The following is a 15,191-nucleotide window of genomic DNA, read 5'->3' on the forward strand; positions in this document are numbered from 1 at the left end:
GAATATAATATGAGAAATAATAAAGATGAAAAAATAACAATTTCTATCATTAGCGGATTTTTAGGTAGTGGTAAAACTACTTTACTGACACATTATATTAGTGAAATATTAAAAACTGATGAGAAAGTTAAAGTTATTATGAATGAATTTGGCTCATTAGACGTTGATGGTAATCATTTAAGTAATATCGTAGATGTACGTTCAATATTGAATGGCTGTGTTTGTTGTGATTTAAAAATAGATTTAGTGAATCAAATTGAATCACTTGTACAAGGTAATGAAACGGATCATATCATTATTGAAGCTACAGGTATCGCACATCCTATTGAAATTATAATGGCCTGCCAAGACCCACGAATTGTAAAGTATGTACGCCAACCACAAGTCATTGGTGTCGTTGATGCAGAGCGCTTTATAAATAGAATGCAGTATTCGGAGTCAACGATGAGATTAATGGAAGAACAGCTTGAAGTGAGTCATATATTAATTGTGAACAAAACAGATTTGATTAGCGAAGACAAACAGCAACAATTAAAAGATGAATTAAATCTAATCAATGCACAGGTTCCAATTATTTTAACAAGTTATGGAAAGGTAAACATCGATGAAATATCACAATTTCGTGACGATCTCGTAACGACACACACACATTCACATCATCATGGTATAAATAGTATGCAATATACGTTTAGTGGACCAATTGATCGGCAACTTTTTTATCAATTTATTTTACGCTTACCTGATAACGTTTTACGTTTGAAAGGATACGTTCAATTCCGTGATACACCAAATGAAACTTATGAATTCCAGTATGCATATGGTATGCCAGATTATGGAGTTATTGATAAAGATTTGCCTCTAACCATTGTAATTATTGGAGAGCAATTAGACGTTAATAGGCTAAAAAATAAGCTCGATATGATACAATTTTCATAATTAAGGAGAGTATGGTTATGAATAATGAAGATAAACGTGAACAACAAATTAAATTTGAGAAAAACTTAATCACATTTCCTTATTTAGGATTTGCTATAGTTGTGTTGTTATTTAATATTTTTTATCCAGATATTAAAGTATCTATGGCTCTATTTGGATTATTCTTTGCATATAATTTAGGACTACTATTTATTGCTTTCATCAGACATTTCAAACGCACGTTAATTTTAACTTTAGTATTAACTGTTCTAAGTGGTGCAGCTTTCTTCACATTATTATATGTGTTTGGTTTAAGACATTAATTGTTGTTTAATCAAAAGTTTATTTAGTAAAAATGAATAATGATATTTGAGAAGTTTTGTTATTTCAATGTTATACTTTAATTGAAATAACAAAGCTTTTTATTTTTTAGATAGATAAATATAAATTAGGAGGCTATTGTTCATGAATACTAGAAGAAAAGTTTCAATCATTGGAGCAGGAAACACTGGATCAACTTTAGCTTTTGTATTGGCTCAAAAGGAATTAGCAGATATTGTAATGATTGATCGTCCGCAATCAGAGGGATTTGTTAAAGGAAAAGCATTAGATATTTTAGAAAGTGGACCTATTTTTGGATTTGATACAAACGTTCAAGGTTCTGTTGAAATTGAAGATATTCAAGATTCAGATATCGTCGTGATGACTGCAGGAATACCACGAAAACCTGGAATGACAAGAGATGATTTAGTCCAAACAAATGAAGAAATAGTTTATCAAACATCTCTTAATATAGCGAAGTACGCACCTAATGCTACGATTATTGTATTAACCAACCCAGTAGATGCTATGACTTATACTGCATTAAAAGCCTCAGGTTTTCCAAAAGAACGTGTAATTGGACAATCTGGTGTTCTTGATACAGCTCGCTATCAAAGTTTTATTGCTGACGAATTAAATGTTTCAGTAAAGGATATTAATGGTCTTGTGCTTGGAGGACATGGAGATACAATGGTGCCACTTGTAGAATCAACTCAAGTTAATGGCGTACCAGTCAAAGATTTAATTGCGGAAGATGTTTTAGATCGTATAGTAAAGCGAACAAGAAAAGGCGGAGCTGAAATTGTAGAATTATTAGGTAAAGGTTCAGCATATTATGCACCAGCTACGGCTATATATGAAATGATAGAAGCTATTTTAAAGGATCAAAAACGCTTGTTGCCAAGCATTGCATATTTAGAGGGTGAATATGGATTCTCTGATATTTGTTTAGGTGTTCCAACTATTCTTAGCAAGAAGGGTATAGAAAAAATTGTAGAAGTCAATTTAAATGTCAAAGAACTAGAACAATTAAAATATTCAGCTGAGTCAGTCGAAAATGTAAAAAATGCATTAAAAAATAAATAAGAAGTTGAATAAGCCTCTTTTGCATGGTTTTTAATCTTGCAAAAGAGGCTTATTTATCATTTTAATTTTAAAATTTGTACTAGTTATTTATCACAATTTACAAATATTTTGATGATTATGTGTATTTTATCACATCAGCAACTTATTAAAGCGCTTTCTTGATATAATCTAAGTGAAATCATAGTTTAAGGAGTCGATAGGGATGACTAAAGCGAAACCACAAACACATTCACAAAATCAGAATCAAAACACTCAAAGTAACAAGGGTTATAAACCTATATGGATTATTATAAGTTTTACTTTACTGATTGGAATCTTACTATTACCAACGCCTTCTGGTTTACCTATTATGGCGAAAGCAGCGTTAGCAATATTAGCATTTGCTGTGATTATGTGGGTGACAGAAGCGGTTTCGTATCCAGTATCTGCCACACTCATATTGGGTTTAATTATTTTATTACTGGGATTTAGCCCTGTTCAGAACTTATCTGAAAAGTTGGGGAATCCTAAAAGTGGAGATGCTATTTTAAAAGGAAGCGAATTATTAGGTACAAACAACGCGCTTACTCATGCTTTTAGTGGATTTTCAACATCTGCAGTTGCACTGGTAGCTGCTGCATTATTCCTTGCCACAGCTATGCAAGAAACCAATTTACATAAACGTTTAGCATTAATAGTTCTTTCAATAGTTGGAAATAAAACCCGGAATATTGTTATCGGTGCTATAGTAGTATCTATTGTTTTAGCTTTCTTCGTACCTTCAGCTACCGCTCGTGCTGGCGCTGTAGTACCTATTTTGTTAGGAATGATTGCAGCTTTTAAAATGAGCAAGGAGAGTAAGCTTGCTTCTCTACTAGTTATTACTGCAGTACAAGCAGTATCCATATGGAATATTGGTATAAAAACTGCCGCTGCTCAGAACATTGTAGCTATTAATTTTATCAATCAAAATTTAGGGCATGATGTTTCTTGGGGAGAGTGGTTTTTATATGCAGCACCATGGTCTATTTTAATGTCTGTAGCGTTATATTTCATTATGATTAAAGTAATGCCTCCAGAAAGAGATTCAATAGAAGGTGGAAAGGAATTAATCAAGAAAGAATTAAATGAACTAGGTCCTGTGAGTGCTAGAGAGTGGCGTTTAATCGCTATTTCAATTTTATTACTCTTCTTTTGGTCTACTGAAAAGTTATTACATCCGATTGATTCAGCATCAATTACGTTAATTGCATTAGGGATTATGTTAATGCCTAAAATCGGGGTTATTACTTGGAAAGGTGTTGAAAAGAAAATTCCTTGGGGTACCATTATAGTCTTTGGTGTAGGAATTTCTCTTGGTAATGTTTTATTAAAAACTGGTGCGGCACAATGGTTAAGTGACCAAACATTTGGGTTAATGGGGCTTAAAGGATTACCAATTATTGCAACAATTGCTTTAATCACATTATTTAACATATTAATTCACTTAGGATTTGCCAGTGCGACAAGTCTATCATCTGCTTTAATACCAGTATTCATTTCATTAACATCAACACTTCATTTAGGCGATCATGCAATTGGCTTTGTGTTAATTCAACAATTTGTAATTAGTTTTGGTTTCTTGTTACCTGTAAGTGCTCCGCAAAATATGCTTGCATACGGTACCGGAACATTTACAGTCAAAGATTTCTTGAAAACGGGGGTACCTTTAACGATTATTGGTTACATTCTAGTAATAGTGTTTAGCTTAACCTACTGGAAATGGTTGGGCTTAGTTTAAAAGATAAATTATAAAAAATAAGTAACATTTTATAGGCTGAGGCAAATGATTGTCTCAGTCAATTTTAATGAAATTCTCGTTGTGTTCAAGTCCTCTTTTCAGGGTAAATTAATAAAAAATTATGTTAGGTGGTAACAATCATGGCATTAGGAGTCATCTTAAATAGAGTCTTTAGAACGGATAACAATCCTTTATTTGAATATGTCTATCAAAATATGGAAGATATAGATCAATGCTATTACATTATTCCTAAAGAAGATTTTGGTAATGAAGCAAAAATGAAGCGTAATTATTATTATGGAACATTACAAAAATTTGTTCATGCGCTCTATGAAAACGATATTCAACCATTTTTAATGGATTATGATGAATTGGTTGATTTCTTTAAAGAAAAAGGAATCAATGAGGTGGTTATTGCTGGCGATATAATGAGTTATCACAAGGAAGAGTATGACATTTTACATCAGAGAGAAAATTTTAAAAAAGAAGATATATCGGTAACAACAATAAGAGCAAATCATTATTTTAAACCAAGTAAAACACGAAATAATAAAGGTGAACCTTATAAAGTATTTACGAGTTTTTATAAAAAATGGCGCCCTTATTTAATGAAAAGAACAGTTTATAATTATGATATTAAAGATTTAGCTAAAGTAGGGGTTAAATCAAAACAAAAATTAAAAGGGGACTATAGTCAAAGTGGTATAAGTGAGGAAACTGCCCAGTACAAATGGTCTGATTTTCTAGATAAAGACATAGAAGATTACGATTCAAATCGTGAATACTTGACTGAAGTCCTTACGAGTCAATTAAGTATATATTTAGCATATGGAGTGCTCGATATTATTCAGATATTTAATGACTTACTAGATGATTATGATAAAGATGAACAAAATTATGAAGCATTTATTCGTGAATTAATTTTTAGAGAGTTTTATTATGTCTTGATGACTCAATATCCTCAGACAGCACATATTGCATTTAAAGAAAAATATCAAAATTTGAATTGGTCTTATAATGAAGATAATTTTGATTTATGGAGAAAAGGTATGACAGGATTTCCGATTATTGATGCTGCAATGGGAGAACTTAACACTACAGGATATATGCATAACCGAATGAGAATGGTCGTGTCACAATTTCTTACAAAAGATTTATTTATTGATTGGACGTGGGGCGAAGAGTATTTTAGACTAAATCTAATCGATTATGATGCTGCTTCAAATGTGCATGGTTGGCAATGGTCTGCTTCAACAGGAACAGATGCTGTGCCATATTTTAGAATGTTCAATCCAGTGCGACAAAGCGAACGTTTTGATAAAAAGGCTTTATATATTAAAAAATTTATACCGACACTTAATGATGTTGATGCTAAATATTTACACGATACTTATAAACACGAGCGCCAAATTAAAGAACAAGGTATTGAGTTAGGAAAAGATTACCCAAAACAAATGGTAAATCACAGTGAGAGCCGAGATCATGTAATGTCGGAATTTAAAGCAATGGAATAAAAAAGTGTAAACAATTGAAAAATCACTCCATAAATGAACTTTATGGAGTGATTTTATGTAATTTCTGAGTTTTTTACACGTGCCTTTGTGTTAGCTTAATCTAAAAAGACAAATATAAACTGCTACATATTCAAAGAAAGTAATAATATACATATATTTGAGTCTAAGCTTAACTTTGAAAGGAACATCCCAATTTGGATAATGTCTTTCATAGTAAGCAATCTGCATGATAAATAGTCCTATACCTAATGGTAAAAACATGAGTTGAATACTTTTACTATAATTAAATCCAATGTCGTGCCAGAAATGACCAATAATGAGCTGTAAAATGATGAGAATGACGATTAATAATATAATACTGAATATCATTTTTGTAGTCTCACCCCTTTTACAAATAGAACAATCGTACTTTGCATAATTACCATTAAAAGTACAAACATTAACGTTTTAATATTAAACACAGAGAGTACTTGGGTAAAAATCTTTAAAGGTTCATCAATTAAATAAACCGTATGAAGTCTTAAAAATCGGCCGATATATATGCCTAATCCATTTAAGAACATAAGTACAATGATAAGTGTACGATTTAACCATAAGTGAGAAGTTAAATGTCCTATTTCCATAAAGATTAAAATCATAACATATATCGCTAAGAAAACGCCTAACATGAGGTAAGTAAAGTATACCCATTCAGTGAGATTTAACCCTACAAGAAAATTAAATTGAAATTGGTTCAAATGTATTAAATCTGTAATCATATAAAACGTATTAGGTACTAAAAGTAAAAATATCAATCCAAAGACAATAAATAATGGCCATTCGAATGCTTTCTTTGGTTTAAATAATTTTAAAAGTAAGCAAAGTTCAAAGGGCACATAGGCTAAAAATAAATTTAATGTCATGAAATTAAAAACTCTTGTTTCAGCAAGAGAAATAATAAATAAAATTATAAAGTATATCCTTGCAATGTAACGTGGTTGCATTATCATGCACTACTTTCTTAAAGATTTTAATAATTAATTGAATTGTCGAGTTTTAATGGTAACTGTAAATGCTTGTCATATCAAATAATATGAGGTTCACATAAAAATGTAGCCACAAATTCTTTCTAGGACTTGTAGTATACGAGTATTATAGATTTAATAAATTAAGTCCTATGACTAAATGATGTTTTAGATTAATAGCTATAGATGTCATTGTCATCATTCTTTATGCAGTAGTTGATATTTTAGCTATATAGAGATATACACGATGTGATTCATAGGTTTAAGGTATGAAAGTAGCTTATAAATGAGCAAATAGTTTATCATCAATAAATGAGTTATTATGTGATAAAGTAATTCATTCTAAATTTCATTGATATCTTTAGATTCTTATTTTTGAGCCTTAAAATTAAAAGTTTAAAGTCACCTTATCGTACTTGCTTCTAAATGACTCACTGCTCATAATCTTTCATTTTATTGTGCAATATCAGTGATTGAACCTACACTATTTTCATCTCTCTAATCAAAGTACATGGTACTGCTATTCATTTGATGTTCCATCATTATAGACTTTTATTTATATTTATAGCAACTTAATTATACTAAACACAATTGCAAGGCGCTTAAAACATTAGGAATATTTATTGTAAAATGTTAATGAAATATTATACAATGTAGAAACTTTAAGTTAATTAAACAAGACGCATTAATAAGTACATTTTTAATTTGATAGATAACAGATATTTTCAAACGTCGTGAATTAAAATGAGTTTTCAGTCTTACATGTAGAGAGGAGGGCATCTTATGAGAAAGCAATTATTTACATTGTACTTTAATATATTTCTAATTTTCTTAGGAATTGGCCTTGTTATCCCAGTATTACCAGTTTATTTAAAAGATTTAGGTTTAAAAGGGAGCGATTTAGGAGTATTAGTTGCCGCATTTGCACTGTCACAAATGGTTATTTCTCCATTTGGAGGTACTTTGGCGGATAAATTAGGCAAGAAACTTATCATTTGCATAGGCCTTGTTTTATTTTCAATTTCAGAATTTATGTTTGCTGCTGGACAGACTTTTACTATTCTTATGATTTCACGTGTGTTAGGTGGATTTAGTGCAGGAATGGTAATGCCAGGCGTCACAGGCATGATTGCTGATATTTCTAAAGGCGCAGATAAAGCTAAGAATTTCGGGTATATGTCAGCCATTATTAATTCTGGCTTTATATTAGGACCTGGGTTTGGTGGATTTCTAGCTGAAATCTCACATAGATTGCCGTTCTATTTTGCAGGATCTTTAGGAGCTATCGCGTTTACAATGTCTCTCGTTTTAATTCATAATCCTAAAAAAGAAACGACAGATGGCTTTCATCAATATCAACCTGAATTATTTACTAAAATCAATTGGAAAGTGTTCATTACACCCGTTATATTAACGTTAGTTTTGGCATTTGGTTTGTCAGCTTTTGAAACATTATTCTCATTATACACTTCTGAGAAAGCCAATTATTCACCTAAAGATATCTCAATTGCGATTACGGGTGGGGGCATCTTTGGTGCTGTATTCCAAGTTTTCTTCTTTGATAAATTTATGAAGTATATGACTGAACTTAATTTTATAGCAAGCTCCTTACTCTATTCAGCAATAGTTCTTGTGATGTTGATACTAGCCAATGGTTACTGGACAATTATGGTAATTAGTTTCATTGTATTTATAGGTTTTGATATGATTCGTCCAGCTTTAACGAATTATTTCTCAAATATTGCAGGTGATCGCCAAGGATTTGCTGGAGGTCTTAATTCCACTTTTACCAGTATGGGTAATTTTATTGGACCTTTAGTAGCAGGAGCCTTATTCGATGTAAACTTAGAGTTTCCATTATATATGGCTATAGCAGTTTCTTTAAGTGGTATTGTAATTATCTTTATTGAAAAGTGGCTAAGAACTAGGCGTAAGCAATCACAATCTTCATAAAAAATATAAATCATTAAACACTCTAAGATTACGAAAAACGTACAACTTAGAGTGTTTTGTTAATTTATAGACATTGAGAACCGTAAATTTTAAGTACCTAAATAAGTTTATATGCGTCTTTTATGTAACAAAAGTAACAACTTCATTAATATAAATGTTACAAACATTACAATCTATTTAAATTGTAACCTACATATCTTTTTTCAAAAATTAATATGTTAAGATAGATGAAAATCTTAAGAGAAATGTGGGTAAGGGGATGAATTTGAAAAATATATTATTGAGTGTTGTAGCCGTAATACTATCAATTTGTTTAGTAGGATTAATTTTCCTAGCTACAAACCAAAATGCTTTAGCAAAAGTACATCAAACGATATGTACATTTTCAAAAGTAAATAAAGTCTCTTATATCGAAGATACATTTAATTTACATTCAAACTATACGGCTAAAGCATCTGAAAAAGATAAGAACGATAAAGATAATGAGATAACGTATAATAAATTCAATAATAAAACTACAAACAATCAAACATCTTATAAATTCACACCACAAGAATGCAACGTGATAGCTTTAAACTACGCAGATCATCATTTGAAAACTAATTATAAAATTGACCATATGCAGAGTGAATCACCTAAAGCTAAATATTCATTCTCAGATGCTAATGGTAAACAACACACAAATATTTCAGTAGATGAAGATGGCCATGTAAATAATGAACAATCTCATTCGAGATAATAATTCACTCTTTCAATAATTCTAGAAAGAGTGAATTTTTATATATGCAGAAAATATAGCAATTCGTTTAAAGAATACGAATTGTTGTTGGACATGTTAAAATATATTGAATCAAAGCTACAATATTGAGGGTGGAAAGATGGCTAAAACTAAAAAAACAAATGCGATGCGTATGCTTGATCGCGCAAAAATTAATTATGAGATGAATACGTACGAAGTCTCGGATAAACATCAACATGGTGAACAAATTGCTAAATTGGTTGGTGCAAATGTTGAAGAAGTCTATAAAACACTTGTGCTTGAAAACGCGAATCATGACCACTACGTCTTTGTAATTCCAGTCAATGCGTCATTAGATATGAAGGAAGCGGCTCATGTAGTAAACGAGAAAAAACTTCACTTAATGCCATTAGAGCAACTAAAACAAGTTACTGGCTATGTAAGAGGTGGTTGCTCACCTATAGGTATGAAACATTTATTTCCAACTACTATTGATGTTTCTGCCAAAAATTTAGACAAACTATATGTTAGTGGTGGTCAACGTGGTATGCAAATCATCATCCAAGTAGACGATCTTATAGAGATAACTCAAGCGCAAGTGGCACATATTACACATAAATAAGAGGGGATATGTGTAATATTATGATTGGTTTTGAAAGAATAGATTATTGATACTAAACTCCCGTATTTACGCGTTCATATTGATTATTTATAAAACATCTATTAATTTAGATGTTTTTTATTTTGTCACAAAATGAATGTTTTTGATTGTTTATGATAATTTATGATTGAAAAATGTAAGCGCACTCATTATAATGATAATTGAGATGGGGTGATAAAAGTGATTTCAGAAAAACGTCACGATTTGATATTGCAAGAATTAGCTAAAAAAGACTTCTTAACACTCCAAGAATTAATAGATAGAACAGGGTGTAGTGCTTCAACGATCAGAAGAGATCTATCCAAACTACAAAAGATAGGTAAATTGCAACGTGTTCATGGCGGGGCAACCCTTAATCAAAATCGTGTAGTAGAACCTGGATTGACTGAGAAATTGACACAGAACCTACGAGAAAAGCAAGAAATTGGTAAACGTGCCGCTCAAGAAATCCAAGACAACGAATGCATTTTCTTAGATGCAGGTTCATCTACTTTGGAAATGATTCAATATATCGATGCGAGAGATATCATTGTTGTCACGAATGGGATGACACATGTGGAACAGTTATTAAAGAATGGGATAAACACTTTAATGATTGGTGGACAAGTGAAAGAAACAACAATGGCAACTGTAGGTGCAAATGCATTGGAAACGTTAAGAAGATATTGCTTTGATCGTGCATTCATCGGAATGAACGGTATGGATTCGAAGTATGGTTTTACAACACCAGATGAACAAGAAGCTTTAATTAAAGAGACGGCAATGAAATTATCTAGTGAGAAATATGTACTTGTCGATCAAACGAAATTTAACCAAGTTTATTTTGCAAGAGTACCATTACTAGATGGAACTAAAATCATTACTTCACAGAAGGCGCTAAAAAATAAAGTCACTGAAGCGTACACCAATCAATATCATTTTTTAGGAGGACAATCATGATATATACAGTTACATTTAATCCCTCAATTGATTACATCATGTTTACAGATGGTTTCGAATTAAAAGGATTAAATAGAGCAAAAGAAACGTATAAATTTGCAGGTGGTAAAGGGATAAATGTTTCAAGAGTACTAAAAACTCTAGATGTTGATTCAACTGCACTTGGTTTTGCTGGTGGTTTTCCAGGAAAATTTATATCAAAAACTTTAGAAGAAAGTAAAATTCATACAGATTTTATTGAAGTAGATGAGGATACTCGTATTAATGTAAAACTCAAATCTGGTCAAGAGACTGAAATAAATGCTCCAGGTCCTAAGGTGACACAAGAGCAATTTCAAGCTCTGATAACTCAAATCAAAAATACAACTAGTGAAGATACAGTTATTGTAGCTGGTAGTGTTCCTAATAGTATTCCAAGTGATGCTTATGCTCAAATTGCTGAGATAACTAAAAACACAGGCGCTAAGCTTGTAGTAGATGCTGAAAAAGATTTAGTTGATACTGTATTACCGTACCGACCACTATTTATTAAACCAAATAAAGATGAGCTTGAAGTAATGTTTAATACGACTGTATCAAGTGATCATGATGTTGTTAAATACGGTAAAGAAATTCTTAAAAAAGGTGCACAATCCGTGATCATTTCTCTAGGTGGCGACGGTGCGATTTATGTGGACGAACACCAAAGTATTAAAGCTGAGAATCCACAAGGTAAAGTCATTAATACTGTAGGCTCTGGAGATAGTACTGTTGCTGGAATGGTAGCAGGCTTAGAATCAGGATTGTCTATCCAAGATGCTTTTAAACAAGCAGTGGCTTCAGGAACAGCAACTGCGTTTGAAGAAGATTTAGCAACTAGGGATGCTATAGAAAAAATTAAATCTCAAGTTACGGTTTCTGTACTTGATGGGGAGTGAATTTAATGAGAATCACAGAATTATTAACTAAAGATACAATTGCAATGGATTTATCTGCATCAGATAAAAATGGGGTTATAGATGAATTAGTCAATCAATTAGATAAAGCAGGAAAACTTAGTGATGTTGCTTCATTTAAAGAGGCTATTCATAACCGTGAATCACAAAGTACAACGGGAATTGGTGAAGGTATTGCGATTCCTCACGCAAAAGTTGCAGCTGTAAAATCTCCTGCAATCGCATTTGGTAAATCTAAAGAAGGTGTAGATTATCAAAGTTTAGATATGCAACCTGCACATTTATTCTTTATGATTGCTGCTCCAGAAGGTGGCGCACAAACTCATTTAGATGCACTTGCTAAACTTTCAGGCATTTTAATGGATGAAAATGTACGTGAGAAGTTAATTAATGCTGAATCTCCTGAAAAGGTATTACAAATTATAGATGAAGCTGATGATGAAGCTACTAAAGAGGAAGAAGCAGAAGCGCAAGAAAATGAAGCAAATGCTTCAGGTGCTGTGGCAAGTACCTCAGCAAGTGAGCATGCTAATGATAGTAATGAGCCATATGTTCTAGCTGTAACTGCTTGTCCAACGGGTATTGCACATACGTATATGGCTAGAGATGCTTTGAAAAAACAAGCTGAAAAAATGAATGTTAAAATTAAAGTAGAAACTAATGGTTCAAGTGGTGTGAAAAACCATTTAACTGAACAAGATATTGAACGTGCAACTGGTATTATAGTTGCGGCAGATGTTCATGTAGAGACTGATCGCTTTAATGGTAAGAATGTTGTTGAAGTGCCAGTGGCAGATGGAATAAAACGTCCTGAGGAATTAATTAACACTGCATTAGACACTAGTCGCAAACCATTTGTTGCTCGTGGCGATAGTGCAAAAGAGAATGACGATAAAAACGAAGAGAAACTTAGCCCTGGTAAAGCATTCTATAAACACTTAATGAATGGTGTTTCTAATATGTTACCACTTGTAATTGCTGGTGGTATTTTAATGGCGATAGTATTCTTATTCGGGCCAAATTCATTTAATCCTAAAAGTTCTGAGCACAATGCGTTTGCAGAACAATTATGGAACATTGGTAAAAATAGTGCCTTCGCATTAATTATTCCAGTTTTAGCAGGTTTCATCTCTCGTAGTATTTCAGATAAACCAGGTTTTGCTGCCGGTTTAGTTGGTGGTATGCTAGCAATTTCAGGTGGTTCAGGATTTATCGGTGGTATTATTGCAGGTTTCTTAGCGGGTTACTTAACTCAAGGAATAAAATATATTACACGTAAATTACCGCAAGCAGTAGAAGGGTTAAAACCAACTTTAATCTATCCAGTGCTTTCAGTAACAATTACTGGTCTTTTAATGGTTTATGTCTTTAATCCTCCAGCTTCATGGCTTAATCATTTATTATTAAATGGTTTAAATAGTTTATCAGGTTCAAACATCATGTTATTAGGACTAGTTGTAGGTGCGATGATGGCAATTGATATGGGTGGACCATTCAATAAAGCTGCATACGTATTCGCTACTGCAGCATTAACTGAAGGAAATGCTGCGCCAATTACAGCAGCTATGATTGGTGGTATGATTCCGCCACTAGCTATTGCTACAACAATGTTAGTCTTTAGAAAGAAATTTACGAAAGAACAAAGAGGTTCAATCGTTCCGAACTATGTAATGGGATTATCATTTATAACTGAAGGTGCAATTCCGTTTGCTGCAGCTGATCCGTTACGTGTGATTCCATCAATGATGGTCGGTTCAGGAGTTGCAGGTGCAATTGCACTAGGTCTAGGCTCTCGAATTAACGCACCACATGGTGGTATTATCGTAATTCTTGCAACTGACTTCAGTCATGTCTTACAAACTATACTTGCATTAGTTGTAGGTACGTTAGTTTCAGCACTATTATACGGTTTCTTAAAACCAAAAGTTACTAAAAATGAAATCCAAGCATCTAAAGCTATGGATGAATAATATAAATTATGAAGAGCTCTTGCTAGAACATTGTTGTTTGGCAAGGGCTTTTTTAATGCATTTTTCTAAGTAGAGAAAATGCATTTAATATGAGATAGGTATCAGGTATAAATAGAAATGAATGATAAGAGGCGCTAATAAAGATATAATAAAATAGCTGAAGAACAATATGACAATATAAAGAAAAGAAGGTTTAAAGAATGTCAGAATATGTAATAACGAATGGGAAAATATACACAGAGGAACAAACGATTGACAAAGGTTTCGTTCACATTAAAGAAGGCAAAATCTTAAGCGTCGGGTCCGGGCATTTTCAAGAGGAAGAAACAGATACTAATGAATCAATTCAATATATCGATGCTAAGGGACAACATATTTTACCAGGATTTATAGATATACATATACATGGTGGATATGGCGAAGATGCAATGGATGCCTCATATGACGGACTTAAACATTTAGCAGAATCACTACTATCTGAAGGTACCACTTCCTTCTTAGCGACAACAATGACTCAATCTACAGAGAATATTAACCGAGCTTTGAAAAATATTGTGACTTATAAAGCACATCAAGACATTGCTAACGCAGCAGAAATAGCTGGAGTTCATTTAGAAGGACCATTTATTTCAGAACATAAAGTAGGAGCGCAACATCCTAAATATGTTCAGCGTCCTTCCGCCGATCAAATTTACGCTTTCCAAAAAGTGGCAGATGGTTTAATTAAAATCATTACATTTGCCCCAGAGGTTGAAGGAGCACAAGAAACGTTAAAGGCCTTAAAGGATAATATTATATTTTCTATTGGTCATACTGTAGCGACGTTCGATGAGGCTAATGAAGCTGTTATAAGTGGCGCTAAACACGTGACCCACTTATATAATGCTGCTACTGGATTTGCTCATCGTGATCCAGGTGTTTTTGGTGCTGCGTGGTTAAATAAAAATTTGAAAACTGAAATGATTGTTGATGGTGTACATTCACATCCTGCTTCTATCGCTCTTGCTTACCAACTTAAAGGTAATAAGAATTGCTATCTAATTACTGATGCGATGCGAGCAAAAGGTATGCCGGAGGGTGAATATGATTTAGGAGGTCAAAACGTTATTGTAAAAGATAAAGAAGCACGTTTAGAAAGTGGCGCACTTGCTGGCAGTATCTTAAGAATGAGTGACGGCCTACGAAATTTGATTAATTTTACTGGAGACAGTTTAGAACGTTTATGGCGCGTAACTAGTTTGAATCAAGCTATTGCTTTAGGCATAGATGATGTTAAAGGAAGCATTGAGATGGGTAAAGATGCAGATATTGTTATATTAGACGATGAGTGCAATGTAAAAACAACAATTAAAAACGGTGTGCCACATCATTTTGGAAAGTAATGTGTAACATTGA

The 15,191-nt window shown here is 32.6% G+C and carries 14 protein-coding genes; 12 read left to right on the forward strand and 2 right to left on the reverse strand.

What is annotated here, in order from left to right; genetic code table 11:
• The first annotated feature begins 9 nt into the window (after positions 1 to 9).
• From CM54_RS00865 to CM54_RS00885, 5 genes are all read left to right on the forward strand, one after another.
• A complete protein-coding gene (locus CM54_RS00865) occupies positions 10 to 936 on the forward strand; it encodes a CobW family GTP-binding protein (RefSeq protein WP_030059123.1) in 927 nt (308 codons plus the stop codon).
• Between the two features lie 17 nt (positions 937 to 953).
• Entirely contained in the window at positions 954 to 1,238 is a 285-nt protein-coding gene (locus CM54_RS00870; protein ID WP_002433193.1) for a hypothetical protein, read from the forward strand.
• 142 nt (positions 1,239 to 1,380) lie between these two features.
• Entirely contained in the window at positions 1,381 to 2,322 is a 942-nt protein-coding gene (gene mdh / locus CM54_RS00875) for a malate dehydrogenase (RefSeq protein WP_037548320.1), read from the forward strand.
• 202 nt (positions 2,323 to 2,524) lie between these two features.
• Positions 2,525 to 4,081: an SLC13 family permease gene (locus CM54_RS00880; RefSeq protein WP_037548323.1), complete on the forward strand. Its 1,557-nt coding sequence runs from the start codon at positions 2,525 to 2,527 to the stop codon at positions 4,079 to 4,081.
• A 140-nt stretch (positions 4,082 to 4,221) separates the two neighbouring features.
• Positions 4,222 to 5,595, forward strand: coding sequence for a cryptochrome/photolyase family protein (locus CM54_RS00885; protein ID WP_037548325.1), 1,374 nt, complete (start codon positions 4,222 to 4,224; stop codon positions 5,593 to 5,595).
• Positions 5,596 to 5,685: 90 nt separating this feature from the next.
• Here the strand turns inward: CM54_RS00885 and CM54_RS00890 are convergent, their stop codons facing one another.
• Together CM54_RS00890 and CM54_RS00895 are read right to left on the reverse strand one after the other, a co-directional pair.
• The gene (locus tag CM54_RS00890; RefSeq protein WP_037548328.1) at positions 5,686 to 5,964 is read right to left on the reverse strand and encodes a hypothetical protein; all 279 of its coding nucleotides are present in this window, start codon (positions 5,962 to 5,964) and stop codon (positions 5,686 to 5,688) included.
• A complete protein-coding gene (locus CM54_RS00895; RefSeq protein WP_037548332.1) occupies positions 5,961 to 6,578 on the reverse strand; it encodes a DUF1361 domain-containing protein in 618 nt (205 codons plus the stop codon). The genes CM54_RS00890 and CM54_RS00895 overlap by 4 nt, the downstream gene beginning before the upstream one ends.
• An 804-nt stretch (positions 6,579 to 7,382) precedes the next feature.
• On the opposite strand from CM54_RS00895, the gene norA reads away from it, so the two are divergent.
• The 7 genes from norA (at position 7,383) to nagA (ending at position 15,178) form a co-directional block, all read left to right on the forward strand.
• On the forward strand, positions 7,383 to 8,552 hold the full coding sequence (gene norA, locus CM54_RS00900) for a multidrug efflux MFS transporter NorA (RefSeq protein WP_002433129.1): 1,170 nt from the start codon (positions 7,383 to 7,385) through the stop codon (positions 8,550 to 8,552).
• A gap of 259 nt (positions 8,553 to 8,811) precedes the next feature.
• A complete protein-coding gene (locus tag CM54_RS00905) occupies positions 8,812 to 9,291 on the forward strand; it encodes a hypothetical protein (protein ID WP_002433156.1) in 480 nt (159 codons plus the stop codon).
• Between the two features lie 139 nt (positions 9,292 to 9,430).
• Positions 9,431 to 9,913, forward strand: a complete 483-nt coding sequence (ybaK, locus tag CM54_RS00910) for a Cys-tRNA(Pro) deacylase (RefSeq protein ID WP_030059113.1) — start codon at positions 9,431 to 9,433, stop codon at positions 9,911 to 9,913.
• A 219-nt stretch (positions 9,914 to 10,132) separates the two neighbouring features.
• Positions 10,133 to 10,891, forward strand: coding sequence for a DeoR/GlpR family DNA-binding transcription regulator (locus CM54_RS00915; protein WP_002433491.1), 759 nt, complete (start codon positions 10,133 to 10,135; stop codon positions 10,889 to 10,891).
• Positions 10,888 to 11,808: a 1-phosphofructokinase gene (gene pfkB / locus CM54_RS00920; protein ID WP_030059112.1), complete on the forward strand. Its 921-nt coding sequence runs from the start codon at positions 10,888 to 10,890 to the stop codon at positions 11,806 to 11,808. Before CM54_RS00915 ends, pfkB begins: the two co-directional genes overlap by 4 nt.
• Positions 11,809 to 11,813: 5 nt before the next feature.
• Positions 11,814 to 13,796 carry a PTS fructose transporter subunit IIABC gene (locus tag CM54_RS00925; RefSeq protein ID WP_037548336.1) on the forward strand — a complete coding sequence of 661 codons (1,983 nt, stop codon included), beginning with the start codon at positions 11,814 to 11,816 and terminating at the stop codon, positions 13,794 to 13,796.
• Between the two features lie 200 nt (positions 13,797 to 13,996).
• Positions 13,997 to 15,178, forward strand: coding sequence for an N-acetylglucosamine-6-phosphate deacetylase (gene nagA / locus CM54_RS00930; protein ID WP_037548339.1), 1,182 nt, complete (start codon positions 13,997 to 13,999; stop codon positions 15,176 to 15,178).
• Positions 15,179 to 15,191: the final 13 nt, after the last annotated feature.

It is taken from the genome of Staphylococcus sp. TE8 (genome assembly GCF_000692055.1).
Classification (GTDB): domain Bacteria; phylum Bacillota; class Bacilli; order Staphylococcales; family Staphylococcaceae; genus Staphylococcus; species Staphylococcus capitis.